Annotated in this window: 24 protein-coding genes, 1 tRNA gene and 2 pseudogenes; 18 read left to right on the forward strand and 9 right to left on the reverse strand. The window is 64.9% G+C overall.

All coding sequences use genetic code 11. The annotated features are described in order from the left end of the window. The 3 genes and pseudogenes from ACIQ3B_RS07370 to ruvX form a co-directional block, all read right to left on the reverse strand. A pseudogene (locus ACIQ3B_RS07370) lies at window positions 1–794 on the reverse strand (dihydroorotase); the annotation flags it as partial. Then, a complete protein-coding gene (locus ACIQ3B_RS07375; protein WP_397401132.1) occupies window positions 791–1,771 on the reverse strand; it encodes an aspartate carbamoyltransferase catalytic subunit in 981 nt (326 codons plus the stop codon). The pseudogene ACIQ3B_RS07370 and the gene ACIQ3B_RS07375, both read right to left, overlap by 4 nt. A gap of 61 nt (window positions 1,772–1,832) precedes the next feature. Further along, on the reverse strand, window positions 1,833–2,300 hold the full coding sequence (gene ruvX / locus ACIQ3B_RS07380; RefSeq protein ID WP_397401134.1) for a Holliday junction resolvase RuvX: 468 nt from the start codon (window positions 2,298–2,300) through the stop codon (window positions 1,833–1,835). Between the two features lie 82 nt (window positions 2,301–2,382). Between ruvX and gatC the strand changes: the two genes are divergently transcribed. Both gatC and gatA read left to right on the forward strand, forming a co-directional pair. Continuing rightward, window positions 2,383–2,670, forward strand: a complete 288-nt coding sequence (gatC, locus tag ACIQ3B_RS07385; protein ID WP_397401136.1) for an Asp-tRNA(Asn)/Glu-tRNA(Gln) amidotransferase subunit GatC — start codon at window positions 2,383–2,385, stop codon at window positions 2,668–2,670. Then, a pseudogene (gene gatA, locus ACIQ3B_RS07390) lies at window positions 2,670–4,139 on the forward strand (Asp-tRNA(Asn)/Glu-tRNA(Gln) amidotransferase subunit GatA); the annotation flags it as partial. The gene gatC and the pseudogene gatA, both read left to right, overlap by 1 nt. Window positions 4,140–4,173: 34 nt before the next feature. Here the strand turns inward: gatA and ACIQ3B_RS07395 are convergent. Further along, on the reverse strand, window positions 4,174–4,476 hold the full coding sequence (locus tag ACIQ3B_RS07395; RefSeq protein ID WP_397401138.1) for a hypothetical protein: 303 nt from the start codon (window positions 4,474–4,476) through the stop codon (window positions 4,174–4,176). A 131-nt stretch (window positions 4,477–4,607) separates the two neighbouring features. Between ACIQ3B_RS07395 and gatB the strand changes: the two genes are divergently transcribed. The 6 genes from gatB to ACIQ3B_RS07425 all read left to right on the forward strand — a co-directional run bounded on the left by gatB (window position 4,608) and on the right by ACIQ3B_RS07425 (window position 9,318). Further along, the gene (gene gatB / locus ACIQ3B_RS07400; protein ID WP_397401140.1) at window positions 4,608–6,107 is read left to right on the forward strand and encodes an Asp-tRNA(Asn)/Glu-tRNA(Gln) amidotransferase subunit GatB; all 1,500 of its coding nucleotides are present in this window, start codon (window positions 4,608–4,610) and stop codon (window positions 6,105–6,107) included. A 141-nt stretch (window positions 6,108–6,248) separates the two neighbouring features. Further along, the gene (locus ACIQ3B_RS07405) at window positions 6,249–6,521 is read left to right on the forward strand and encodes a sel1 repeat family protein (protein ID WP_397401142.1); all 273 of its coding nucleotides are present in this window, start codon (window positions 6,249–6,251) and stop codon (window positions 6,519–6,521) included. Window positions 6,522–6,633: 112 nt separating this feature from the next. Further along, a tRNA-Ser gene (locus tag ACIQ3B_RS07410) sits at window positions 6,634–6,723 on the forward strand. 69 nt (window positions 6,724–6,792) lie between these two features. Next, entirely contained in the window at window positions 6,793–7,233 is a 441-nt protein-coding gene (locus tag ACIQ3B_RS07415; RefSeq protein ID WP_397401144.1) for an RrF2 family transcriptional regulator, read from the forward strand. A gap of 65 nt (window positions 7,234–7,298) precedes the next feature. Then, window positions 7,299–8,075, forward strand: a complete 777-nt coding sequence (locus ACIQ3B_RS07420) for a sulfite exporter TauE/SafE family protein (RefSeq protein WP_397401146.1) — start codon at window positions 7,299–7,301, stop codon at window positions 8,073–8,075. Window positions 8,076–8,295: 220 nt separating this feature from the next. Next, the gene (locus ACIQ3B_RS07425) at window positions 8,296–9,318 is read left to right on the forward strand and encodes a sensor histidine kinase (RefSeq protein WP_397401147.1); all 1,023 of its coding nucleotides are present in this window, start codon (window positions 8,296–8,298) and stop codon (window positions 9,316–9,318) included. Here the strand turns inward: ACIQ3B_RS07425 and ACIQ3B_RS07430 are convergent. Further along, window positions 9,315–9,479: a hypothetical protein gene (locus tag ACIQ3B_RS07430; protein ID WP_397401149.1), complete on the reverse strand. Its 165-nt coding sequence runs from the start codon at window positions 9,477–9,479 to the stop codon at window positions 9,315–9,317. The genes ACIQ3B_RS07425 and ACIQ3B_RS07430 overlap by 4 nt on opposite strands. A gap of 110 nt (window positions 9,480–9,589) precedes the next feature. Here ACIQ3B_RS07430 and ACIQ3B_RS07435 point away from each other — a divergent pair, with 110 nt between their 5' ends. The 8 genes from ACIQ3B_RS07435 to ACIQ3B_RS07470 all read left to right on the forward strand — a co-directional run bounded on the left by ACIQ3B_RS07435 (window position 9,590) and on the right by ACIQ3B_RS07470 (window position 16,838). Beyond that, the gene (locus ACIQ3B_RS07435) at window positions 9,590–10,450 is read left to right on the forward strand and encodes an MBL fold metallo-hydrolase (protein ID WP_397401151.1); all 861 of its coding nucleotides are present in this window, start codon (window positions 9,590–9,592) and stop codon (window positions 10,448–10,450) included. Between the two features lie 221 nt (window positions 10,451–10,671). Next, window positions 10,672–11,238: a histidine phosphatase family protein gene (locus ACIQ3B_RS07440; RefSeq protein ID WP_397401153.1), complete on the forward strand. Its 567-nt coding sequence runs from the start codon at window positions 10,672–10,674 to the stop codon at window positions 11,236–11,238. A gap of 168 nt (window positions 11,239–11,406) precedes the next feature. Beyond that, complete coding sequence (locus tag ACIQ3B_RS07445) at window positions 11,407–12,645, forward strand: FAD-dependent oxidoreductase (RefSeq protein ID WP_397401155.1); 1,239 nt, start codon at window positions 11,407–11,409, stop codon at window positions 12,643–12,645. Continuing rightward, window positions 12,642–12,998, forward strand: a complete 357-nt coding sequence (locus ACIQ3B_RS07450; RefSeq protein WP_397401157.1) for a nuclear transport factor 2 family protein — start codon at window positions 12,642–12,644, stop codon at window positions 12,996–12,998. Before ACIQ3B_RS07445 ends, ACIQ3B_RS07450 begins: the two co-directional genes overlap by 4 nt. After that, window positions 12,995–14,071 carry a phosphotransferase gene (locus tag ACIQ3B_RS07455; RefSeq protein ID WP_397401159.1) on the forward strand — a complete coding sequence of 359 codons (1,077 nt, stop codon included), beginning with the start codon at window positions 12,995–12,997 and terminating at the stop codon, window positions 14,069–14,071. Before ACIQ3B_RS07450 ends, ACIQ3B_RS07455 begins: the two co-directional genes overlap by 4 nt. 76 nt (window positions 14,072–14,147) lie before the next feature. Further along, on the forward strand, window positions 14,148–15,632 hold the full coding sequence (locus ACIQ3B_RS07460) for a flavin-containing monooxygenase (RefSeq protein WP_397401161.1): 1,485 nt from the start codon (window positions 14,148–14,150) through the stop codon (window positions 15,630–15,632). A 66-nt stretch (window positions 15,633–15,698) separates the two neighbouring features. Continuing rightward, window positions 15,699–16,160 carry a hypothetical protein gene (locus ACIQ3B_RS07465; protein WP_397401163.1) on the forward strand — a complete coding sequence of 154 codons (462 nt, stop codon included), beginning with the start codon at window positions 15,699–15,701 and terminating at the stop codon, window positions 16,158–16,160. 63 nt (window positions 16,161–16,223) lie between these two features. Next, window positions 16,224–16,838: a glutathione S-transferase family protein gene (locus tag ACIQ3B_RS07470; protein ID WP_397401165.1), complete on the forward strand. Its 615-nt coding sequence runs from the start codon at window positions 16,224–16,226 to the stop codon at window positions 16,836–16,838. Here the strand turns inward: ACIQ3B_RS07470 and ACIQ3B_RS07475 are convergent. Then, window positions 16,835–18,394, reverse strand: a complete 1,560-nt coding sequence (locus tag ACIQ3B_RS07475) for a long-chain-fatty-acid--CoA ligase (RefSeq protein WP_397401167.1) — start codon at window positions 18,392–18,394, stop codon at window positions 16,835–16,837. The two genes, ACIQ3B_RS07470 and ACIQ3B_RS07475, sit on opposite strands and share 4 nt — an antisense overlap. 129 nt (window positions 18,395–18,523) lie before the next feature. Between ACIQ3B_RS07475 and ACIQ3B_RS07480 the strand changes: the two genes are divergently transcribed. Next, window positions 18,524–18,739 carry a CocE/NonD family hydrolase C-terminal non-catalytic domain-containing protein gene (locus tag ACIQ3B_RS07480; RefSeq protein WP_397401169.1) on the forward strand — a complete coding sequence of 72 codons (216 nt, stop codon included), beginning with the start codon at window positions 18,524–18,526 and terminating at the stop codon, window positions 18,737–18,739. A 153-nt stretch (window positions 18,740–18,892) separates the two neighbouring features. After that, window positions 18,893–21,094, forward strand: coding sequence for an ergothioneine biosynthesis protein EgtB (gene egtB, locus ACIQ3B_RS07485; RefSeq protein ID WP_397401246.1), 2,202 nt, complete (start codon window positions 18,893–18,895; stop codon window positions 21,092–21,094). Here the strand turns inward: egtB and ACIQ3B_RS07490 are convergent. The 3 genes from ACIQ3B_RS07490 to ACIQ3B_RS07500 all read right to left on the reverse strand — a co-directional run bounded on the left by ACIQ3B_RS07490 (window position 21,091) and on the right by ACIQ3B_RS07500 (window position 23,480). Then, complete coding sequence (locus ACIQ3B_RS07490; protein WP_397401171.1) at window positions 21,091–21,303, reverse strand: general stress protein; 213 nt, start codon at window positions 21,301–21,303, stop codon at window positions 21,091–21,093. The two genes, egtB and ACIQ3B_RS07490, sit on opposite strands and share 4 nt — an antisense overlap. A 105-nt stretch (window positions 21,304–21,408) precedes the next feature. Then, window positions 21,409–22,746, reverse strand: a complete 1,338-nt coding sequence (locus tag ACIQ3B_RS07495) for a sensor histidine kinase (RefSeq protein ID WP_397401173.1) — start codon at window positions 22,744–22,746, stop codon at window positions 21,409–21,411. Then, window positions 22,743–23,480 (reverse strand): response regulator, encoded by a 738-nt coding sequence (locus ACIQ3B_RS07500; protein WP_397401175.1) that lies wholly within the window; start codon window positions 23,478–23,480, stop codon window positions 22,743–22,745. Before ACIQ3B_RS07500 ends, ACIQ3B_RS07495 begins: the two co-directional genes overlap by 4 nt. Window positions 23,481–23,524 lie beyond the last annotated feature (44 nt).

Raw genomic sequence — 23,524 nt, forward strand, 5'->3', positions numbered from 1 at the left:
TTGATCGAGGTGGTGGCCGTGACGGGAAGACCCCGGTCCAGGCCGCGCTTCAGACTCTCCAGGGCCGCGCCCGTTGTGACCTGATCCACAATGAACGGTGCGCCGGTCAGTTCCACCAGCGCCAGATCACGTTCCAGCATGATCCGCTCGGCAATGGCCGGTACGCTGGGAAGGCCCATGCGCGCGGCGAACTCGCCCTCACTGGCCACAGCGCCTGCCGAGAGCCAGGGATCGGCGGGACGGTGCGCCACCGGCACGCCAAACGCCTTGGCGTAGCTCAGGACGCGGCGAAGCACCTTGGAGTCCACGATGGGCCGATCCGCGTCGGTGATATAAAGGCAGCCCGCCTCGTGCATCAGCCCGATCTCGGCCATCCGCTCGCCAAGGCCGCCCTTGGTGGCCGCACCTGCGGGATAGACATTGACGAGTTCGATGTCGCGGGCGCGGCGCAGGATGAAGTCCACCACCGAGGGCTCATCCATCACGGGATTGGTGTCCGGTTGGACAACGATGGTGGTCACCCCGCCGGCTGCGGCAGCCAGCGCCGCCGACTTCAAGGTTTCCTTCGGTTCCGCTCCCGGCTCTCCGGTCTTGACCCGGATGTCGATCAGGCCCGGGATCAGCAGGGCGCCGCCCGCATCGATGACTTCGATGTCCGCGGATAGCCGGCCAAAGTCCGGCGCGTGCGCGATATCGGCGACCACGCCTTCGGTGACGACCACGGCGCCGGGACCGTCGTAGCCCGAGGCAGGGTCGACAAGGCGGGCGTTCAGATAGGCGACAGGTCGGCTCATCGGTCGTTGTCCAGACGCGCGGCCAGCGAGGTCAGTACCGCCATGCGTGCGGCGACGCCCATCTCCACCTGATCCTGGATCAGACTGACGGACAGATCATCGGCCACTTCTGAGTCGATCTCGACACCGCGGTTCATCGGTCCCGGGTGCATCACCCGCACATGCGGCGCCGCACAGGCCAGCTTCTCGCGATCCAGCCCATAGAACCGGAAGTACTCGCGCTGAGACGGCGCCATGACGCCGTCCATGCGTTCCAGTTGCAGGCGCAGCATCATCACCACGTCGCAACCGGCGATCCCCTCGCGCATGTCGTGGAACACCTCGACGTTCCAGCGTTCGGCCGCCACCGGGATCAGGGTGGGCGGGCCGACCAGCCGCACGTTCGCGCCCAGCATCTGCAGCATGGCGATGTTGGATCGCGCGACGCGGCTGTGCAGCACGTCGCCGCAGATGGCGACCTTGAGACCCGCAATTCGTCCGAAGGCGCGCCGCATCGACAGCGCATCCAGCAGGGCCTGGGTGGGGTGCTCATGCTGGCCATCACCGGCGTTGACCACCGAGCACCCGACCTTCTGCGACAAAAGGCTGGCGGCGCCCGAGGAGGCATGGCGGATGACCAACAGGTCCGGCTGCATCGCATTAAGGGTTACGGCCGTGTCGATCAGGGTCTCGCCCTTGGACATGGCCGAGGAGCGCGGGCTCATGTTGACCACGTCGGCGCCCAGCCGCTTGCCGGCCAGCTCGAATGAGCTCTGGGTGCGGGTGGAGTTCTCGAAGAACAGGTTCATCAGCGTCCTGCCCTTGAGCAGGTCCAGCTTCTTCGCAGTCTGACGATTGAGGCTGACGAAGCCGTCGGCCAGATCCAGCAGATTCGCCACCTCGACCTCGTTCAGGTCGGTGGCAGACAGGAAATGCTTCTTCGGAAACGAAAAGGTCCGCTGCAGGACCTCATTCAGACCGGGCGGGGTCATAGTCATCAAAGCGCGGTCTTAGGTGACTGGGCGGCCCAAGCCAAGCGCAGCTTTGCGGCGGTGGTCCCTAAAGATTCTTCAGCCGATCGAGCGCTCCTTGAAGGATCCACCCGGCGGCGGCCTTGTCCACCACCTCGGCGCGACGGGCGCGGCTGATGTCGGCCTCCTCGATGAGCATCCGGTTGATCGCCATCGAACTCATGCGCTCGTCCCAGAAGGCGATGGGCAGGTCTCGCAGCCGCAGAAGGTTGCGCGCAAAGGCGCGGCTGGACTGGCAGCGCGGACCTTCCGTGCCGTCCATGTTCACGGGCAGGCCGATGATGATCCCGGCAGCGCCGCGGCTTTCCATCAACTCGAACAATCGGACCGCGTCGGCGTTGAACTTAGTACGGCGGATGGTCTCCAGCGGGCTGGCGATCCCCCGGGTCGCGTCCGAGACCGCCACGCCGATCGTCTTCTCCCCCAGGTCGAGGCCTACAACGGGCGCCTGTCCAGGCAGGAGCGGGGGCAGGGCAGTCAGGTCGACGACGGGCATGGCCTGTCCATATCACGTCTCGCCGCTTGCAAAGAGGCGCCCGCCACGGCTAACCCACGCACTTGTAGTTCTGGAGGGCCCCATGGCCATCGACGCGGCGACCGTTCGCAAGGTCGCCAGGCTCGCGCGGATCGCCGAGCCGGAAGAGAGACTGGAGCCACTGGCCCGCGAATTGTCGGGCATTCTCGACTGGATCGAGCAGCTGGCCGAGGTCAACACGGATGGGGTGGAGCCCATGACCACCTCTGTGGCCATGAAATTGCCCCTGCGCGACGATGTGGTCACCGATAGGGGTGATCCGGCGCGGGTGCTCAGTAACGCGCCCAAGTCCGACAAGGGCTTCTTTGTTGTGCCGAAGGTGGTTGAGTAATGGCGGGCCTGACCGGACTCTCACTTAAGGCCGCCCTCGATGGGCTGGCGAGCAAGACCTTTTCGTCCGAGGAAATCACCCGCGACCACATTGCCGCGGTCGAGGCCTCGTCAGCGCTGAACGCCTTTGTGGTCCAGACGCCGGACAAGGCGCTGGAAATGGCGCGGGCCTCGGACGCCCGGCGCGCCAGCGGCGATGCGGGGCCGCTGGACGGCGCGCCGCTGGGGATCAAGGATCTATTCTGCACCGAAGGCGTGGAGTCGACGGCGGGTTCGATGATCCTGCGGGGCTTCAAGCCCACCTACGAATCGACCGTGACGTCGAACCTCTGGCGCGACGGCGCGGTCATGCTGGGCAAGCTCAACATGGACGAGTTCGCCATGGGCTCGTCGAACGAGACCTCGGCCTGGGGGCCGGTGGCTAATCCCTGGCGGGCGAAGGGCGGCAACGCCAACCTGACGCCGGGTGGTTCGTCCGGCGGCTCGGCCGCTGCGGTGGCTGCAGACCTCTGTCTCGGTGCGACGGCGACCGACACCGGCGGGTCCATCCGGCAACCGGCGGCCTTCACCGGCACGGTGGGAATCAAGCCGACCTACGGCCGTTGCTCCCGCTGGGGGATCGTCGCCTTCGCCTCGTCGCTGGATCAGGCCGGGCCGATGGCGCGTACTGTCGAGGACACGGCGATCCTGCTGCGGTCCATGGCCGGTCACGACCCCAAGGATTCCACCAGCATCAACGCCGAGGTGCCTGATTTCGCGAGCTTCTGCGGCAAGTCGGTCAAGGGTTTGCGGATCGGCGTGCCCAAGGAGTACCGCGTCGACGGGATGCCGCCTGAGATCGATGCCTTGTGGGAGCAGGGGATAGCCTGGCTGAAGGACGCCGGGTGCGAGATCGTCGAGGTGTCGCTGCCCCACACCAGGTACGCGCTGCCGGCCTACTACATCATCGCCCCGGCGGAGGCGTCCTCGAACCTCGCCCGCTATGACGGCATGCGCTATGGCCTGCGGGTCGAGGGCGGCAACCTCACCGAGACCTACGAGAACACTCGCGCCCAGGGCTTCGGGGAAGAGGTCAAGCGCCGCATCCTGATCGGCACCTATGTGCTCTCGGTCGGATACTATGACGCCTACTACGTCAAGGCGCTGAAGGTCCGCCGCCGAATCGCTGATGACTTCGACCAGGCTTGGCAGACGTGCGACGCCCTGCTGACCCCGACGGCGCCGTCCGCGGCCTTCGCATTGGGTGAGAAATCCGATGACCCGGTCGCCATGTACCTGAACGACATCTTCACGGTGACCGTGAACCTGGCGGGTCTGCCGGGCATGAGCGTGCCGGCGGGACTGGATGCGCAAGGGTTGCCGCTCGGACTTCAGCTCATTGGCCGAAATCTGGATGAGGGCACGTTGTTTTCGCTGGGATCGGCCATCGAGAAGGCCGCTGACCTCCGGGCCAAGCCGCAGAAGTGGTGGTGTGGGCTCCCGCTGGTGCCCCCACCACCCCCTCTTACTTGTTCTTGTCGAACTCGGCCTGAAGGGCCTTCAGCTTGGCGTCGTCCAGCGCGCCCTGGCTCATCGGGGCGACCTGTGCCAGCGTCATGGTCGCGATCTGGTCGTAGAACTGGGTGATTTCCGGAAGGGCCTTTTCAAGCGCGGCCTTGGCGGCCTCGTTCTTGATCAGATCACCGATCGGGGTGGTTTCGACCGACATGGCGCCCGCGGCCGGAGCGGCGGCAGGAGCGGTCTGGGCCAGGGCCGGAGCGGCCATCGAGGCCACCGCGAGCGCGGCGACGAGTGCAAGGGTCTTCATAAGGGGGTTCCTGTTCCCATTCTAAACGCCGTTCAGACGTGAGCGAACCTTGAGGTCTTTTCAAGGCAAATATGCAAATGCGCATGTGGGCGCGCTTCCGGTTTCTTTCATGGCAGGCTACTGAACCGCGCATGAATGACGTCGCGACTTCCAAGCAGATCCAGGGGCGCACCGGACCCTGGGAGATTGTCCTCGGTCTTGAGGTCCATGCCCAGGTCGCGTCCAACGCCAAGCTGTTTTCCGGCGCGGCGGTGGGCGCCGGCGCGGCCCCCAACGCGCAGGTGAGCCTCGTCGACGCGGCCATGCCCGGCATGCTGCCCGTGATCAATCGCCACTGCATCGAGCAGGCGGTGAAGACCGGTCTTGGCCTGAAGGCGCAGATCAATCACTGGTCGCGGTTCGACCGGAAGAACTATTTCTACCCCGACCTGCCGCAGGGCTATCAGATCAGCCAGTTCAAGGACCCCATCGTCGGCGAGGGCGAGGTAATCGTCGAGCGCGATGACGGCTCCACCTTCACGGTGCGAATCGAGCGGCTCCATCTGGAGCAGGACGCCGGCAAGAGCCTGCACGATCAGGACCCGAACTATACCTATGTCGATCTGAACCGCTCGGGCACGGCCCTGATGGAGATCGTCTCAAAGCCGGACATGCGCACCTCCGAGGAGGCTGCCGCCTATGTGAAGAAGCTCAGGACCATCCTGATCTATCTGGGCACCTGCGACGGCGACATGGAGAAGGGCAATCTGCGGGCCGACGTGAACGTCTCGGTCTGCCGCCCCGGGGCCTATGAGAAGTTCCGCGAGAGCGGCGACTTCAAGCATCTGGGCACGCGCTGCGAGATCAAGAACGTCAATTCCTACCGCTATATCCAGCAGGCCATCGAGTACGAGGCCCGCCGTCAGATCGAGATCCTGGAGGACGGGGGCTCCATCGACCAGGAGACGCGCCTGTTCGATCCCGGCAAGATGGAGACGCGTTCCATGCGCTCCAAGGAAGAGGCGCACGACTACCGCTACTTCCCCGACCCGGACCTGCTGCCGCTGGAACTGGACCCGGCCTGGGTGAAGGCCATCGAGGCGACCCTGCCCGAACTGCCCGACGCCAAGAAAGCGCGGCTGCAGACGCAGTATGGCCTTACGGCCTACGACGCGGGCGTGCTGATCATCGAACAGGCCCGGGCCGATTTCTATGAGGCGGCGGCTCAGGGGCGCGACGCCAAGCTGACCGCGAACTGGGTGACCAACGATCTGGCCGCGCGGCTGACCGCAGGCGGCATCGATATCGCTGACAGTCCCATCGGCCCCGCCGGGATCGCCGAACTGGTCCAGTTGATCGAGGAAGGTGTGATTTCGTCCCGCATCGCCAAGGACGTGTTCGAGCGCATGTGGGCCGGCGAGGGCGCGGCGGGCGAGGTAGTTGAAAAAGCCGGCCTGCGCCAGGTGTCCGACACCGGCGCGCTGGAGGCCATCATCGACAAGCTGATCGCCGCCAATCCTGGCCAGGCCGAGGCGGTCAAGGAGAAGCCGCAGGCGATCGGCTGGTTCGTAGGTCAGGTGATGAAGGAAACCGGCGGCAAGGCCAATCCGGGTACGGTCAACCAGCTTCTGAAGGCCAAGCTGGGGCTGTAAATCCGCAACGCCGCGCCTTTCCTGTCAATTTGACAACGCGCGCCTTAACCATGTGTTCAAGATAACCTTGCTTGAGTGTCGGCATGGGTTGGTTCGGGGCGTGCAAAAAGCAAGCTCGCCGGCCTGACGAGGACTATAACCATGCTCGCTACCGTCGACATGAAGTGCGATGGCCTGCCGCTGCCGACCCCGGACGCGACCGGCGACGAGTTGTTCCGGATGGGTCTGATGTATTCGACCGGTCAGGGCGGTGCGCCGCTCGACTATGTCTCGGCACACATGCTTTTCAACCTGGCCGCGATGCGCGGCTCCATCGAGGCCAAGGTTTACCGCAAGGAACTGGCCGGCGAGATGGATCACGACGACGTCGCCGAGGCCCAGCGCCAGGCGCGCCAGTGGCTGGCCCAGGGCTGATACGACGGCTTCGTCGCCAGCTCAATTTGGTCGCCGCGACCGGCTAGCCACAGCCGCCATCCTCCGCTAGAAACCCCGCTCCTTGCGAGCGTGCCTGCGCCGTTCGCCGGGGGGTGACGTGGCCGAGTGGCTGAAGGCAACGGTTTGCTAAATCGTCATACGTGAAAGCGTATCCAGGGTTCGAATCCCTGCGTCACCGCCATCCTGCCTCGCGAGGCAGGGCTTTCATCAAACTGGACGTGCGGGCGGGACTGGGCCTTTAGTGCCAGCCATGCTTTCCCAACGCGCCCGATACGCGCTCAGAGCGCTTTGCTTTCTCGCTGGCCGTGAGGATCCGCGGCCTGCGGCCATCGTCGACATCGCCGAGGCGTCGGCTGCGCCGCGCAAGTTTCTCGAGGCCATCCTGCTGGAACTCAAGCGGCATCGGATCCTGGTCTCCAGCCGGGGACGCTTTGGCGGCTACCTTCTGGCGAGACCCCCGAGTGAGATCAGCTTTGCCGACGTGATCCGGGCCCTGGATGGGCCGCTCGCGCTGGCGCCTTGCGCTTCGAAGACGGCGTTCAGGCCCTGCGAAGCCTGCCCCGGGATCACCGACTGTCCCGTCCACCCGGCGCTGGTGGCGGCGCGCGAGGCTGTGGCCGGTGTGCTTGAGGGATGGAGCCTGAGCCGGGCGATCGGACCCCTGGGCGCAGAAAACCTCCAAGCTAAATAACATAAACTCTATCGATTTAGTGGGAAATTGAACGCAAGAGAGCGAGACATGTCGGAGTCGCCTCGATGGACAATTTTCTAATTTTTGCGTTGGTGGGTTTCCTCGCCCAGGCCGTCGATGGCGCGCTGGGGATGGCCTATGGCGTGATCTCGTCGACGGTGCTGATGAGCTTCGGCGTGCCGCCGGCGACGGCGTCTGCCAGCGTCCATGCGGCTGAAGTGTTTACCACCGCTGCATCGGCGGGATCTCACGCAGCCAACAGGAATGTGAACCGGAAGCTGTTCATCCCGCTGGCGGCGGGTGGCTGCCTGGGCGGCGCCCTCGGCGCCTTCGTGCTGACCTCGATCGACGGAAACGTCCTCAAGCCGTTCATCGCCAGTTACCTGGGTCTCATGGGCCTCTTGATTGTCTATCGCGCCTGGCGCGCCGGCAATCCCAGACCGTTCCCGCAGAAATTCAGCGGACCACTGGGTCTTGTCGGCGGGTTTCTGGATGCGGTCGGCGGGGGCGGGTGGGGCCCCACGGTCACCAGCGCCATGGTCGGATCAGGCGCCGAGCCCCGCGTAAGCATCGGCACCACAAATACGGCCGAATTCTTCGTGACAGCCACGATCTCGGCGACGTTCCTGACCGCGCTGCTGACCGGTCACTGGCAGGAAGCTGACGGGATTGTCGAACATGCCTCGTCGGTCGCCGGGCTTGTCGCCGGAGGGCTGCTGTCCGCGCCTCTGGCCGGCTACATCGTCAAGATCGCGCCGGTACGCGTGCTGACCTACGCCGTAGGTATCCTGGTCATGTGTCTGGCGGGCTATCAGGCGGCCCGGCTGTTTGGCTGGATTTGACAGCCTGTTCGTCTGCCCGGGCTTCCACTTCGGCACACAGGGGGCTCGTGACATTTCGCGCCGGATAAAACTCCGGGCATGATATAGATCAAGTCAGCAGGCTGCGAAGCCGGTCATGTTTCGACCAAATGTTGCCCCCTGCCGCTATTTCCCTGCGCAACGCGGAGCGAGGCAACCTGAAAGTACATCAATGGTAGTCCATCCGGATGCGAGGCATGGATTGGCTTTTGCGGTCGTCGCATCAGCAACGTCACCACTCGTACTGCTTAACGGCGACCTCGAAGTCATAGGGGCGAGCGAAACCTTCTATCGCGCCTTCAATATCGATCCTGGCACGGCGCGGGGCCGCCAGATCTTCGACATCGGTGTCGGTGAGTGGGATGTGCGGCAGTTCCGTTCGCTCCTCCGGGCCACCGCTGAGGGCGACGCTCAGATCGAAGCCTACGAAATGGACCTGAAGAGCGCGGTGGGTGAGCCCCGCCGGCTGGTCCTCAATGCACAGAGGCTGGACTACGGAGACGCCGCTCACCGCTATCTCCTGCTCTCCATCGCCGATGTGACCGAAGCACGGCTTGCGACAAAGCTCCAGGATGATCTGTTGCGCGAAAAGACCATCCTCCTCCAGGAGGTCCAGCATCGCGTCGCCAACAGCCTCCAGATCATCGCCAGTGTGATCCTTCAAAGCGCCCGCAGGGTGAACTCGGAGGAGACCAGACGCCACCTTACCGACGCGCACAACCGGGTGATGTCGGTCGCGGCGCTGCAGCAGGAACTCTCAGCGTCGAGGCTGGGTGCGGTGGACCTTCGCGCCTACTTTACAAGGCTATGCGAGAGCATCGGCGCGTCGATGATCCGGGATCACGATCACCTCGTGCTCGACGTTGAGGTCGATGACAGCAAGTGCGAGGCGGAGGTATCCGTGAGCCTCGGACTGATTGTTACCGAGCTGGTGATCAATTGTCTGAAGCACGCCTTTCCCGACGGGCGCCCGGGCAGGATCAAGGTGGGCTACAGCTCGCGCGGGCCGAACTGGACTCTTAAGGTGCAGGATAACGGCGTGGGGATGCCTCATGACAAGGCCAGCGCCAAGGCAGGTCTTGGCACCACCATCGTTGAAGCGCTGGCCAACCAGTTGAATGCGCACGTCCGCCTGACCGACGCACATCCAGGGACGATTGTGTCAGTTACCCACAGCCAGATTTCTGCGGTGGAAGGCGAGCCCGAGGAACGGCTGGCCGTCTAGGGCCGCATCGCGAGCCACGCACCGATCATCGCCAGCACGGCCAGGACCGTGCTGACGCCCAGCACCCACCGCATGTGGCCGGTCTTCTGCCCTCCGCGTGCGTCGGTGACCTCGATGGTCTCGCCATCTCCTCCCGGGTTCGCTGCTGGATCGTTTTGCATGCGGGATGAACGCGGCAGGTCGAAATTGGATGCACGCGTCCACCGACCGGGACAGGTTTACCGACGCGGGCAAAAGCCCTTAGGGTCACGAGACCGAAGCGGGGGAGGGAATGATGCTCAGTTGGCAGGTCGGCGCGGTGAAGATCACGCGTATTCAGGAAATGCAGGTTCCGATTCCCGCCGGACCGGATGGCGGTTTCATCGCCGAAGCGACGGCGCCGGCCCTGCGCGCCATTCCCTGGCTCTATCCGGATTTCGTGAACGATCAGGATCAGATGCTGCTGTCGATCCATGCCCTGCTGGTCGAGGCGCCGGGCCTGCGGCTGGTGGTCGACACCTGCGTCGGCAACGACAAACCGCGCGGCCTCACCGGCGGCAATGCACTGGCCACCGGGTTCCTCGAGGCGTTCGCCGAGGCCGGCTGGACCCGGGAGAGCGTTGACGCGGTGATCTGCACCCACATGCACGTCGACCACGTGGGCTGGAACACCATGCTGGTAGACGGCAAGTTCGTGCCGACCTTCCCCAATGCCCGCTACCTGCTGGGGCGCATCGAGTTCGAGCACTGGAGCGCCGAAGGTGACGCGGAGCAGCAGGCGATCCTGGCGGACTCGGTACAGCCGATCCTGGACGCCGGCCTCGCGGAGTTCGTAGGTCTGGACCATGTGGTATCGCCCAATGTGCGCCTGGTTCCCACCACCGGCCACACGCCTGGCCACGTCAGCGTGCTGATCGAGTCTGACGGGAATAGCGCGATCATCACCGGAGACATGAGCCACCACCCCTGCCAACTCGCCCATCCGGAGTGGTCGCCGTCGTTCGACAGTGACAAGAAGGCCGCCGCTGTCACGCGGGCTCGCATGTTCGCCGAGTGGGCCGATGCCGAGCATCTGGTGATCGGCACGCATTATGCCGAGCCGACGGCGGGCCATATCCGCCGAGACGGCGCGGCTTTCCGTTTCGAGACGTGATGTCGCGCTGATCCATGGCGCGCGCGTTCCTGTACGGGCTGTTGCTTGGCGCCATCGCCACCGGCCTCACTGGATGTGGGGGGAGTTCGTCGCGCCCGACCTGTCCGGTGGGCCAGAGGTGCCTGCTGACCGGGTTTGTCGCCGTCCGGAGCAGGCGGCGGCCGACGCGGGGCGCACGCCATGATCAACGACCAACAAGACCCTTCAGGAACAATGAGACCATGGAACTGATCCTCATCCGTCACGGCCTTCCGGAACGCCGGCACGACACGGCTGACCCGCCGTTGGCCGTCGCAGGCGTTGAACAGGCCCAGCGTGTCGCCGCCTGGCTTGCGGACGAGAAGGTCGACGCCGTCTTCGCCTCGACGATGCGCCGCGCGATCCAGACGGCCGAGCCCTTTGCGACCCAGGCCGGGCATGCCGTGACCCAGCACGACGGGATTGCCGAATTCGACCGCGGTTCCGGGCGCTACATCCCGATGGAAGAATTGAAGCGCGACAACTACCCGGCCTGGCTGGCCATGGCGCAGGGTGAACACGGGGTCGATATCGGCGTATTCCACGCGACCGTTGTCGCCGCCCTGGAGGAGATCGTCGAGAGCCACGCCGGCAAGCGGGTCGCCGTCTTCTGCCACGGCGGGGTGATCAATGTCTGGACGGCCCACGTGCTTGGCATGACGCCGCGGCTGTTCTTCGAGCCCGATTACACGAGCATCCACCGCTTCATGTGCGCCCGCAGCGGCCAGCGGAATGTGGTCAGCCTGAACGAGCGCGCTCACTTGCGCTGACCCCGTGCGATTTCAGCCGGGTGTTACGACAAGCCGGGGACATCTCCGGCGCATCGGTGGTCTGCTTTAGTGGCAAGGCCCTGACCGAGGTTTGGTCTTGTGTGACGCAGGGGCGACGTGGTCCTTTCTCGGCGAACCCCGTCAGAGGGTCACTCGTGGGCGGATCAAATGGCAGACTATGACCTGATCATCGTGGGTGGCGGCATCGGCGGCTCGGCTCTGGCGCAGGTGATGGCCGGGGCAGGGCGTACCGTGCTCTTGCTGGAACAGTCCGAGGTGTACGAAGACCGGGTTCGCGGCGAGTGGATTGCGCCTTGGGGCGTAGAGGAGGTCCAGCGCGTCGGCCTCTACAGGCTCCTGATGTCTGCTGGTGGTCATCACGTGACCCGCCATATCACCTATGACGAGGACGTGGATCCAGACGCCGCCGAGGCGGAGATCCTGCCCCTGGGCATCTTCCGGCCGGGCATCTCGGGGCCGCTGTGCCTGGGGCATCCAACCCACTGCCAGACACTCTTCGATGCGGCAAAGGCAGCCGGCGCGGAGGTGTTGCGCGGCGTGAGCGTGGAGGCCGTGACGCCGGGCGCTGCGCCGTCGGTGATCTTCGAGCATGCAGGAGAGGTTCGAACGGCGACGGCCCGGCTGGTGATCGGCGCGGACGGCCGGACGTCGATGGTGCGCGAGGCCGCCGGCATCACGCTGCATCAGGACAAGCCGCATCACTGGTTTGCGGGGCTGCTGGTGGAAGGCGCCGTAGGCTGGGCGGACGACCTGCAGGCGATCGGGACGGAAGGCGACTTCGGCTTCCTGGCCTTTCCCCAGGGCGACGGTAAGGTCAGGGTCTATGGCGGCTATGCGCTGGAGGATGCGAGACGGTTCTCGGGTCCGGACGGCCCGCGCCGCTTTCTCGATGCCTTTGCGGTGAACTGCTGTCCGGCGAACCGTCACCTCGTGGAAGGCCGGCCGGCAGGGCCCCTGTTCAGCTATCTGAATGCCGACAGCTGGACCGATGCGCCTCTCGCGGAGGGGGTCGTCCTCATCGGGGACGCTGCTGGCTGGAATGATCCGATCATTGGCCAGGGTCTTTCGATCACCTATCGGGACGTCCGGATTGTCAGCGAGATCCTGCTGGCCGGCGAGGACTGGTCCATGGCGGCCTTTGCATCCTATGCCGATGAGCGCACCGAGCGGATGCGCCGGCTGCGGTTCGCCGCCAGCCTGACCTCGGCCCTCGACATGGAGTTCGGCGAGGCAGGCCGGGCCCTGCGTCACAGTTACCACGCGCGCGGTGCGGCCGATCCGAGCCTGAAGGCGCACGCCATGGTGGCCATGGCTGGTCCGGAAGTTCTGCCGCCCGAAGTTTTCACCGAGGCACACCGCGCCCGGGTGCTGGAGCGTCAGGCATGATCGACATCATCGACTTCAATGACCGGTGGCTGAAGGCCTGGTCCGACAAGGATGTGCCGGGGCTGCTGGGCTTCTACGCGGCGGACTGTGTCTACAAGGACGCCCAGACAGCGGCAGGCCTGATCGGGCATGAGGCGCTGGGCGGCTATCTGACGGGCCTGTTCGCCGCCATGCCGCCCACGATCTATACGCCGGAGGAAACCTGGGCCATCGACGGCGGCTACTGCGGCCGCTGGTACGCGGCCATGGGTCCCGACGGGGCCGCAGGCCGCCTGCGCGGCTTCGACCTCGTGATCCTGAAGGATGACCAGATCACGCTGAACGAGGTCTATATTCACCAGATGCCGGCATGACGCCCGATATTCGCCGCCCGGACGCCATCGATGCCGACTGGTTGACCAGGGTGCTTCAGCACGCCGGTGTTGACGCCGTGGTCTCGTCTTTCACCGCAGGGGGAATTGGTACGGGGCAGATCGGCGACAGCGTCCGGTTCAAGTTGACCTACGCCCGGGCCGCCGCCGGCGCGCCGGCGTCGCTGGTCGGCAAGTTCCCGGCTGCCAATGACGCCAGTCGCAGTACGGGCGTGATGCTGGGCAACTATCTGCGCGAGGTCAGATTCTACCAGCAACTGGCTGAAAAGGCGTTGGTTCAGACCCCTCGTGTCTGGTTCACCGATGTCGAGGAAGCCACCGGCGAGTTCGTGCTGATGATGGAGGACCTGGCGCCCGCCACGCAGGGCGACCAGCTAAAAGGGGTGAGCCTCGACCAGGCGCAGCTGGCCATGGTTCAGGCCGCGCGGTTGCACGCGTCATTCTGGGCCGACGACAGCTTGAATGAGCTGCCGTGGGTGTCGGGTTCAAGGGCCGCGCCGTCCAGCCCGGTTTCACCGGACCTTGTCGGCAGCCTCTGGCAGGGATTTTGCGCCCGTTACGGTGACCGCCTGAGCCCGGGGTCAATCGTCATCGGGGAGGCGATCTCGGCGCGCTGGGGGCGGATGGGCGAGATCTACGATGGGCCCCGCTGTCTCACGCACAACGACTTCCGACCGGACAACATGATGTTCGGGACCGCAGCGGGGGGCCATCCGCTGACCATTCTGGACTGGCAGTCCTTCGCCTATGGCGCCGGCTCCATGGACGTCGCCTACTTCCTGGCGGGTGCGCTGAAGCCGGAGGAACGCCGGGCTGCGGAGCCGGAACTTCTGGGGCTCTATCACCGTGCCCTCATGGATCTCGGCGTCACCGGTTACAGCCTGGATGACCTGCGTCACCACTATCGGCACGGCGCCTTCACCCTCTTCCTCACCGCCTTTTTCGCCGCGATGGTGGTGGAACAGACGGCGCGGGGCGACGAAATGTTTCTGCAGATGGTCGGTGGTGCGACGACCCACATTCATGACCATCAGGCGCTCGATCTGTTGCGCTGAGCCGGATTTGCGTTAGGCGACTTAACGCTGTTCAGTTATCTGGCGGACATCGAGATCGGGGCGAAACGATATGGCCATGGAACACTTTGACGTAGGGATCGTTGGCGCGGGCCTGTCCGGAATTGGCGCAGCCTATCACCTCAAGACAGCCTGCCCGGGGCGGACCTTCGCGATCTTCGAGGGTCGCGACGCCATAGGCGGCACCTGGGACCTGTTCCGCTATCCCGGCATTCGCTCCGACAGCGACATGTACACGCTTGGTTACGCGTTCAAACCCTGGACCGAGGCCAAGGCCATCGCCGATGGACCGTCGATCCTGAAGTACGTCCGTGAGACCGCCCGCGAGAACGGCATCGAGAAGGCCATCCGCTTCGGCCACAAGATCAGGCGGGCCGACTGGTCTACGGCCGACGCACTCTGGACTGTCGAGGCCGAGGTGGCGGGCAATTCCGTCCGCTACACCTGCAACTTCCTGTTTCTGTGCGGCGGCTACTATTCCTACGATGGCGGCTACACGCCGGACTTCCCGGGTGTCTCGGACTTCAAGGGGCGCATGGTACACCCTCAACAGTGGCCCGCCGACCTGGACTATGCTGGCAAGTCTGTCGTGGTGATCGGGTCTGGCGCCACCGCCGTGACGCTGGTGCCGGAAATGGCCAGAACTGCCGCCCACGTCACCATGCTGCAACGCTCGCCAACCTACGTCGTCTCACGTCCCGCCGAGGACAAGATGGCCAATACGCTGCGCAAGTGGCTACCTGGCATGCTGGCCTACAACCTGATCCGGGCGCGCAATGTCCTGGGCGGCATGTATTTCTTCAACCTGGCGCGCAAGCGGCCTGAACAGGTCAAGGCCGGTATCATCAAGATGGTGCAGGATGAACTGGGGCCGGACTACGACGTCGCCACTCACTTCACGCCGACCTACAATCCATGGGACCAGAGGCTCTGCCTGGTCCCCGACGCCGATATGTTCAAAGAGATCAAGGCCGGCCGCGCGTCCGTCGTAACCGACCATATCGAGACCTTCACCAAGGACGGTATCCGGCTGAAATCGGGGCAGGAACTCAAGGCCGACGTCATCGTCTCGGCGACGGGGCTGGTGCTGGAGGTCTGGAACGGCATCGACATTTCTGTCGACGGTCGCCACATCGATGCCGCCACGACCCTCAGCTACAAGGGCATGATGTATGAGGGCGTGCCGAACCTCGCCTCGGCCTTCGGCTACACCAATGCATCGTGGACCCTGAAGTGCGACCTGACCTGTGAGTATGTCTGCCGCCTGCTTAATCATCTGAAGAAGACGGGCGCGCGCCAGGCTGTGCCGGTGAATGACGATCCGAACATCGAGTTTGAGCCCTGGCTGGATTTCTCGTCGGGCTATGTGCAACGGGCGATGGCCAAGTTCCCGAAACAGGGGACGAAGGTTCCCTGGAAGCTGGACCAGAACTACGCCAAGGACCTGATGAGCCTGCGATACTCGAAGCTGGAAGACGGCGTGCTGCGGTTCTCCAGCCCTTCGGCGAAGGCTGGCGAAAAGTCGACCCGGATCGCGGCCTGAGCCGACGGAGGTCTTCGTCGGGGTGGGGGGTGTCGCGTGATCTGGCAGGTTGGCAAGGGGCGCCGCATGCGCCTGACCCTCGGGCAGAAGATCACGTTCGTGATCGCAGGCGCCATCATCGTGGCGCTGCCGGCGTGGGTGATCGGCGGTACCTACCTCAAGGACCGTAACGCCGCGCTCGCGCTGTCACGCAGCTGGACCATAGAGGGCCCGCCATGCCCGGCGCTGTCGGCTGCGGCGTTCCAGAACCGTGGTTTCAAGGCGCCGAAAAGCGTCGACTATTCCGGCGTGGTGGTCTCCCGCCAGTTTGGCCACATCACCTGTTCGGCGCTCCGCTATGGCCAGGCGTGGGGGCTCAGCGAATATGTCGTGTGCCAGTTCACCGGCCCCAATGTGATCAAGGTCGAGACCAGAAAGGGCGAGTGGTATTTCGCGCCGGGCATGGGACAGCCGGCGACAATCTCCACGCCCCACGATGAGGCACGCTGCGTACGGGCGTCGAATTTCACCCTGAATCCACGCCGCTAGTGGTTCCGCGCCGAACGAGGCGCGTGCTACGACATCGATCAAACAGGAAGGAAACCCCCAGAAATGAAACTCTACACCTCCGTCGGCCCCAATCCGCGGGTCGTGACGATGTTCATGGCCGAGAAGGGCATTACGCTCGACATGGTCACGGTTGATATTCGCGGCGGCGAGAACCGCCAGGAGGCCTTTCTGAAGGTAAACCCTTCGGGCCAGAGCCCTTCGCTCGAGCTCGATGACGGCTCGAACCTCAATGAGATCACCGCGATATGCGAGTATCTCGACGAGAAAAACCCTGGCGCCTCGCTGATCGGCGCCACGGCGGAAGATCGGGCCGTAACCCGCATGTGGACCCGCCGGGTTGACCTCAAGGTCTGCGAGCCCCTGGCCAACGGCTTCCGCTTTGGCGAAGGCCTGCCCATGTTCCAGGGGCGGATGCGCTGCCTGCCCGACGCCTCGCCTGGCCTGAAGGCGATCGCGCAGGACGGCATCCAGTGGTTCGAGAACAACTTCCAGGGCCCCTGGCTTGCCGGTGACCGCTTCACCCTGGCCGATGTTCTGCTGTTCTGCTTCCTGGAATTTGGCGCCGTGGTCGGCCAGCCGCTGGATCCGAAATTCGTGAAGATCAACGACTGGTTCAACCGCGTGAAGGCTCGCCCCAGCGTAGCGGCCAGCGCCTAACCCACCTTGCGGTCGCGGCCTTCCCAGTAGGGCTTGCGAAGTTCACGCCGCAGAACCTTGCCGGATGGATTGCGGGGCAGGGCGTCAACGAAGTCCACGGACTTCGGCGCCTTGTAGCCCGCGATCCGTTCCCGGGCCCAGGCGATGATGTCCGCGGGGTCGGGCCGTGGGCCGGGCGCAGCCACGACGATCGCCTTCACCGCCTCGCCCCAGCGGTCGTCCGGCACGCCGATTACGGCGGCGTCCGCGACGCCCGGGCAGCCCAGGATCGCGTTCTCCACCTCGGCCGGATAGACGTTCTCGCCGCCGGAGACGATCATGTCCTTCACCCGGTCGTGGACGAAGAAATAGCCGTCGGCGTTCTGGTATCCAGCGTCGCCGGTGCGCAGCCAGCCATCAGGCCGGATGGTTTCAGCGGTGGCCTCTGGGCGGTTCCAGTACCCGGCCATCACGATGGGGCCGCGGATCTCGATTTCGCCGATCTCGCCGATGGCGACCTCGTTGCCGTCTTCGTCTGCAATCCGGGTCTCCAGCGACGCCCAGGATCTGCCGCAGGCGCGCAGCAGTTCGCCCTGGTGATCCTTCGGGGCCAGGGTGGTGCCCGCGCCCGTGGTCTCGGTCATGCCGTAGAACTGGATGAAGCCACAGCCGAAGGTTTGCGTCGCCTTGGCCAGCACAGCCTCGGAGATCGGCGAGGCGCCGTAGGACACTGATTTCAGGCTGGAGAAGTTGGTGGCCTCAACGCCCGGCGTCTGCAGCAGCGCATTGATCATCACCGGGGCCAGGAAAACGTGGGCGACCCGTTCCGCAGCCATAGCCTGCAGGACCTTCGGCGGCACGAAGTCCGCCTGCAACACCAACCGCCCGCCAGCGGCCAGGCCGGCGAAGCTGATGTTCGTGCCGGCCACGTGGAACATCGGCATCAGGATCAGCACGGTGTCGTCCGCTTCGTAGGAAAAGCCCTCGACCTGATGGCGTAATTCCATGAAGGCCGAATAGTTGCGGTTGGTCAGCCGTACGCCCTTGGGCAGCCCGGTGGTGCCTGAGGTATAGAGCTGTAGCACGTCGTCATCCGCGCTGGGCGCCGACAGGTCAGGGACCGATGCGGCATCGCGCAGCCCCGCGTAGTCGTCGAACACCGGGTGCTCGCCGCCGACGCCCACCACCCGGATCGGCCGGTCGGTCTCGGCGACGATGGCCTCGGCGGCGGCGTAGAATTCCGGCGTAACGAAGAACAGGTCGGCGCCGGAATCCTTCAGGATGAAGGCGATCTCCGGGTTGGCCAGCCGTGTATTGATGGGCGCGAAGCAGGCGCGAACCTTGGCCGCGCCGAAGAAGATTTCGAACCAGGCTTCCGAGGGGCGGCCTAGCCAGGCGATCCGGTCGCCGGTCTTGACGCCCAGGTCCTGTAACATGCCTGCGGCCTTGTCGGACCGCCGGTCCAGTTCGGCATAGGTCAGATCGCGACCCTCGAAGGCGATGGCGACGTGGTTAGCCCGACCCACGCCGTGGACGCGCGGAATATCGGTGAGGAGCTGGATAGGATCGTCGGTCATCTGGATCTGCGTTTCCCTTGGCGTTATTCTGTTGCGTTGAAGATAGGAAGCGTCGGGCCCGGCGCTAGCCTGATCAGGTCACTCTGGCGCGTTCTTGATATGCGCCAAGCCGATGTTCCCCGCTGACCGGTGATCCAGCCTACCGCACTGACTTTCGAGAAAGGCCATCGGATCGCGGTCCACGTGACCTCGTCAAACGCACCGCGTTTCGAGGTCAATCCCAACACCGGAGAGAACACCTACGGAAAGGCGAAGCCGCGCGCGGCGATAAACACCATCTATATCGATGCGTCGCGTCCCTCTGCGGTGGTGCTGCCGTTGGTTTACCCGGCCGAAGGCAGGTAACAGGCCGTCGCCCCAAGGTCCGGGCGGTCATCAGACTGCATCCACTGGGCGAGTAACGCGTTGTCGAAGGACGCCCTGTCTGTCACAGGCAGGGGTCTTCCATCAGACTTGACCCCTCAGGAACTCCGTCAAATGGGCGAGACCGAAACTTCCATGAGCCTGTCGCGCGTCATCACCGACCTGACGGGGCAGGGCATTCAGGCCCGTTACAACGCTGTTCGCCAAGCGACGGAGGGCCTGACGCGATCCTTGACTCCCGAGGACATGGCGGCTCAGTCGATGCCCGACGCCAGCCCCACCAAATGGCATCTGGCGCATACGACGTGGTTCTTCGAGACCTTCCTGCTGGTTCCAAGAGCGCCAGGCTACAAGGTCTTCGATCCCCGCTTCAGCTACCTTTTCAACTCATACTACGAGGCCGTCGGACCCCGGCAGCCGAGACCGGCGCGGGGAATGCTGACCCGGCCGTCGCTGGCCGATGTGATGGCCTACCGGGCCTATGTGGATGCTGCCATGACCAGGCTTCTTGCCGTCCGGGCGGACCGGGCGATGCATGACCTGGTCGAACTGGGCCTGGCGCATGAGGAACAGCATCAGGAGCTGTTGCTGATGGACATTCTGCATCTCTTCGCCCAATCGCCGCTCTCACCAGCCTTTGCGCCGCCGCGTCCCGCAACGCCTTCTCTGCCCCTCTCCCCGCTCACCTATGTCGGATTTCAAGGTGGCCTGGTCCAGATCGGCCATGGCGGGGAAGACTTCGCGTTCGACAATGAGAGCCCCGCCCACAGCGTATGGCTGGAACCGTTCCGCATCGCCGACCGTCTCGTCACCAATTCAGAGTGGCTGGCGTTCATGGCGGACGGCGGCTATCGCCGGGCTGAACTCTGGCTGGCGGACGGATGGGCCCTGGCACAGGCCGAGGGCTGGCGAGCGCCGATCTACTGGCGTGACGACGATGGTGAATGGCGCGTCATGAGCCTGCATGGCCTCAGGGCGCTCGATCCCGCAGCGCCGGTCAGCCACGTGAGCTACTACGAGGCCGATGCCTATGCGGCCTGGGCCGGCGTCCGGCTACCGACCGAGGCTGAATGGGAACATGCGGCAACCTCCACCAGCTTCCAGAATGGCGAGGCGGGCCGAGGCCAGCTCGACGCGCGTGCGGCGTCGCCCGGCGTCGGGCTCCGGCAGATGGCCGGTGAGCTCTGGCAATGGACGCGCAGCGCCTATCTGCCCTATCCGGGCTTCCGTACCGCGCCCGGCGCGGTGGGGGAGTACAACGGCAAGTTCATGTCGGGTCAGTTCGTGTTGCGAGGCGGCGCGTGCGTCACGCCTGCCGGTCACACCCGGCCCAGCTACCGAAATTTCTTCCATCCGGGCCAGCGCTGGATGTTCTCAGGGGTCCGGTTGGCCTGCGATGGTGCCGGAGACGGGCTTGAGGTTTCGGATTTCGAGCAGGATGTGCTCGAGGGCCTTTCGAGACAGCGGAAGTCGATCCCGCCAAAGCACTTCTACGATGCCGCCGGCTCTGATCTGTTCGAGGCGATCACCGGGTTGCCGGAATACTACCCGACGCGGACCGAGGTGGCGCTGTTGCAGCAGGCTGCGCAGGAGATCTCCGCCCACATTGCGCCAGGTTCGGCGCTCGTCGAATTCGGCAGCGGCGCCAGCGTCAAGACCCGCATTCTGCTGAACGCAGCGCCACAAGTGGCGGTGTATGCGCCGATCGATATCAGCGCCTCCGCCCTCGAGGGGGCCGCTATCGGGTTGCGGGCGGACTATCCCGGACTGGAGGTTGCGCCGCTTCGCGATGATTTCACGAACGCCATCGCCTTGCCTGCCGCCTGCGCCGGGCGGCCCGTCGTGGGCTTCTTCCCTGGCTCCACCATCGGCAATTTCACGGGGTTGGAAGCGAAGGCCTTCCTCAGGAGCGCCCGACGCCTGCTGGGCGACGGAGCGGCATTTCTGGTCGGCTTTGATCTGGTCAAGGACGAACCGACGCTGGTGGCCGCCTACGACGACGCCCGGGGCGTCACCGCCGCGTTCAACAAGAACCTGCTGGTTCGTATCAATCGCGAACTGGGGGGAACCTTCGATCTCTCCGCTTTCACCCATCGCGCGGGCTGGAACGCGGCGGACAGCCGTATCGAGATGCACCTTGAAAGTCTGAAGCCCCAGGTCGTCGAAGTCTGCGGCGCGACATTCCGGTTTGAGGCCGGCGAGACTCTCCACACCGAGAATTCTCACAAGTTCACCCTGAGCGGGTTTTCCGATCTTGCGCAATCCGCCGGCTGGTCGCGTGAGGCGGAGTGGGTGAGCGCCCACCCCGCCTTCGCCATTGTTCTCCTGCGCGCCTAGAGGTCCAGGAGACGAGTGCGCCCGCCGCCGCGTGAGGCTTCGCCGCCCTTGCGGCCGGCGGTGGCGGCCAGATCGCGATCCTTGGCGAAGCTGCGCTTCTCACCGGGCACGCTGGCGCCGCCCTTGCGGGCGATCTCGAGGCGGCGCTCGGGACTCATGACGGCGAAGCCACGGCGAGCGCGAATGATAATGGGGTCAGCCAGGGGCATGGATTACTCTCCTCTGCAGTTTGGCGGGACGACAGGGTCTCGCCCATAGCTAAACACCCGGGACGCGGCAGAGGTTGCGTTCCGGCGGTAGAAATCGCCCTTGAACTACAGGGGAAGTTGAACCCGGGCGGTAAGGCCGCCACCCGCGCGGTTGATCAGGCTCACGTCCCCGCCGTGTCCCCGGGCAATGGAGCGAACCACCGCCAGACCAAGCCCGATGCCGCCGGTTTCCCGACTGCGGGAAGGCTCGCGGCGGTAGAACGGTTCGAAAACCTTCTCGCTGTCGGCCGGGGGAATGCCTGGACCATCATCATCGATCTCGACGATTGCGCTGCCGGCGTCGGAAAACACCCGCGCGCGGGCCTGACCGCCAAACTTCACGGCATTCTCCAGCAGGTTCGAAACCAGCCGCCGCAGCGCCATGGGATCGCCTTCAAGGATCACCTTTTCGCCACGCTCGACCTCGGTGCATGAACCCGTTTCAGCCATCTCATCGCAAAGGCTCTCCACCAGCGAGGAGAGTTCCAGCGGCGTTCGCTCGCCGGGTCGGGTGGCGTCGCGCACAAAGGCCAGGGTATCTGCGATCATCTCCTCCATCTGATCCAGATCGGCAGCATACTTGCGCCTTTGGTCCTCAGGCAGGCTTTCGATGCGGAAACGGAGGCGGGTAAGGGGCGTACGCAGGTCATGGGCGATGGCGCCCACCATCGCCGTACGATCCTCGACATAGCGGCGCAAACGACCCTGCATTTCGTTGAAGGCGCGGGCGGCGACGCCGATTTCGGCGGGACCGTGCACCTCAAGCGGTGGCGCGCCGGGATCCCGCCCCAGGCGTTCCGCGGCGTCGGCGAATACCTGGATCGGTTTGGTCAGCCTTCGTGCGAACAGCCAGGTGATCGGCGCCATCGCCAGAGCCGAGAGGGAGAACCAGAGCGCCAGCCGCTTCTGCCAGGTGGTAAGCCCGAAGGTGGGCTTCGGCTGAACCACGAGCCAGGACCCGTCCGCCTGGCGTACGCCCAGTCGAAACGGAGCGATCAGGATGTGTTGATCGTCGGCGCTGCTGCGCGAGGCACGATCGCGGACAACGCGTCCGACATTCCGGTCGGAGATGGGTCCGCGCTCACCCGCGATGACTATGTCGGTCTCGGGAATTTTCAGGTTTGCGGCGAACTTCGCCCGGATTGCGGCAAACGCTGCTCCCTTCAGTTCCGGAGCCGGCGCCTCGGTGCGGACCTGACGAATCAGCGGCCGGCGCTCATTCAGTCCGGATTGGCGACCGGCAAACGTACTCTCGATTTCCGACAGCCGGTAGAAATCCGGGGCCGGCGGGGGCAGCAGAAAGAGCAGCAAGGTGCTTGTCGCCCACGCTGCGACAAGAGCGAGGCCGGTCAGGGTCAAAAGCTGCACCAGCAAGGGTGCGCCCGGACGCCGGGTAGAGGTCACGCGCGCTTGACCTTGACGGTGAACATGTAGCCCTCGTTGCGAACAGTGCGGATCAGGTCATGGTTGTCGCCGCCGTCGTCCAGTTTGCGACGCAGGCGGCTGATCTGAACATCAATGGCGCGATCAAACGCGTCGGAATCCGGTCCCCGGGCAAACTCCAGCAGTTGATCTCGGGTAAGCACGCGTTGGGGCCGTTCGACAAAGGCTCGCAGCAGGGAAAACTCACCCGAGGACAGGTTCACCACCACGCCAGGGGGTGAGCGCAGTTCACGTCGCACCAGATCCAGGCGCCACCCGGCGAACTCGCAGCCCGCGCCGAGCGCACTGCCGGTCGATCTCTGTTCCGCGCGACGCAACACCGCTCGCACCCGGGCCAGAAGTTCGCGTGGATTGCAGGGTTTGGCCAGATAGTCGTCGGCCCCGAGTTCGAGCCCCACGATCCGGTCCGTATCCTCGCCCATCGCCGACAGCATGATGATCGGCGGGCAACTGTCGGAAGAGGTCAGCCGCCGGCAGATCGCCAGCCCGTCCTCGCCCGGGAGCATCACGTCCAGTACGATCAGGTCAACCGGGCCGCGTTCCAGCGCGCGCTGCATCTCCTGCCCGTCCGCCGCTGTCTCCACGCGGTATCCGTGGCGGCCCAGAAAGTCGGAGACGACGTCGCGGATTCCCGCGTCGTCATCGACCATCAGAATTCGGGAGCCAGCTTCGGCCATGTCGATTGTCTGCTCCATGGCCGGGAACCTGGGCGCGACCGGTAACACACGAATGTCTATCC

It is taken from the genome of Phenylobacterium sp. (genome assembly GCF_044358365.1).
In the GTDB taxonomy this organism is placed as follows: domain Bacteria; phylum Pseudomonadota; class Alphaproteobacteria; order Caulobacterales; family Caulobacteraceae; genus Phenylobacterium.

Coding starts and splice junctions, on each gene's coding strand:
- ACIQ3B_RS07500 (WP_397401175.1), bottom strand. CDS start 23,480: ATGGAGCAGACAATCGACATGGCCGAAGCTGGCTCCCGAATTCTGATG.
- ruvX (WP_397401134.1), bottom strand. CDS start 2,300: ATGCCCGTCGTCGACCTGACTGCCCTGCCCCCGCTCCTGCCTGGACAG.
- ACIQ3B_RS07490 (WP_397401171.1), bottom strand. CDS start 21,303: ATGCCCCTGGCTGACCCCATTATCATTCGCGCTCGCCGTGGCTTCGCC.
- ACIQ3B_RS07475 (WP_397401167.1), bottom strand. CDS start 18,394: ATGACCGACGATCCTATCCAGCTCCTCACCGATATTCCGCGCGTCCAC.
- ACIQ3B_RS07460 (WP_397401161.1), top strand. CDS start 14,148: ATGGAACACTTTGACGTAGGGATCGTTGGCGCGGGCCTGTCCGGAATT.
- ACIQ3B_RS07465 (WP_397401163.1), top strand. CDS start 15,699: ATGCGCCTGACCCTCGGGCAGAAGATCACGTTCGTGATCGCAGGCGCC.
- egtB (WP_397401246.1), top strand. CDS start 18,893: ATGAGCCTGTCGCGCGTCATCACCGACCTGACGGGGCAGGGCATTCAG.
- ACIQ3B_RS07395 (WP_397401138.1), bottom strand. CDS start 4,476: ATGAAGACCCTTGCACTCGTCGCCGCGCTCGCGGTGGCCTCGATGGCC.
- gatB (WP_397401140.1), top strand. CDS start 4,608: ATGAATGACGTCGCGACTTCCAAGCAGATCCAGGGGCGCACCGGACCC.
- ACIQ3B_RS07430 (WP_397401149.1), bottom strand. CDS start 9,479: ATGCAAAACGATCCAGCAGCGAACCCGGGAGGAGATGGCGAGACCATC.
- ACIQ3B_RS07450 (WP_397401157.1), top strand. CDS start 12,642: ATGATCGACATCATCGACTTCAATGACCGGTGGCTGAAGGCCTGGTCC.
- ACIQ3B_RS07470 (WP_397401165.1), top strand. CDS start 16,224: ATGAAACTCTACACCTCCGTCGGCCCCAATCCGCGGGTCGTGACGATG.
- ACIQ3B_RS07420 (WP_397401146.1), top strand. CDS start 7,299: ATGGACAATTTTCTAATTTTTGCGTTGGTGGGTTTCCTCGCCCAGGCC.
- ACIQ3B_RS07405 (WP_397401142.1), top strand. CDS start 6,249: ATGCTCGCTACCGTCGACATGAAGTGCGATGGCCTGCCGCTGCCGACC.
- ACIQ3B_RS07455 (WP_397401159.1), top strand. CDS start 12,995: ATGACGCCCGATATTCGCCGCCCGGACGCCATCGATGCCGACTGGTTG.
- gatC (WP_397401136.1), top strand. CDS start 2,383: ATGGCCATCGACGCGGCGACCGTTCGCAAGGTCGCCAGGCTCGCGCGG.
- ACIQ3B_RS07415 (WP_397401144.1), top strand. CDS start 6,793: ATGCTTTCCCAACGCGCCCGATACGCGCTCAGAGCGCTTTGCTTTCTC.
- ACIQ3B_RS07375 (WP_397401132.1), bottom strand. CDS start 1,771: ATGACTATGACCCCGCCCGGTCTGAATGAGGTCCTGCAGCGGACCTTT.
- ACIQ3B_RS07445 (WP_397401155.1), top strand. CDS start 11,407: ATGGCAGACTATGACCTGATCATCGTGGGTGGCGGCATCGGCGGCTCG.
- ACIQ3B_RS07435 (WP_397401151.1), top strand. CDS start 9,590: ATGATGCTCAGTTGGCAGGTCGGCGCGGTGAAGATCACGCGTATTCAG.
- ACIQ3B_RS07440 (WP_397401153.1), top strand. CDS start 10,672: ATGGAACTGATCCTCATCCGTCACGGCCTTCCGGAACGCCGGCACGAC.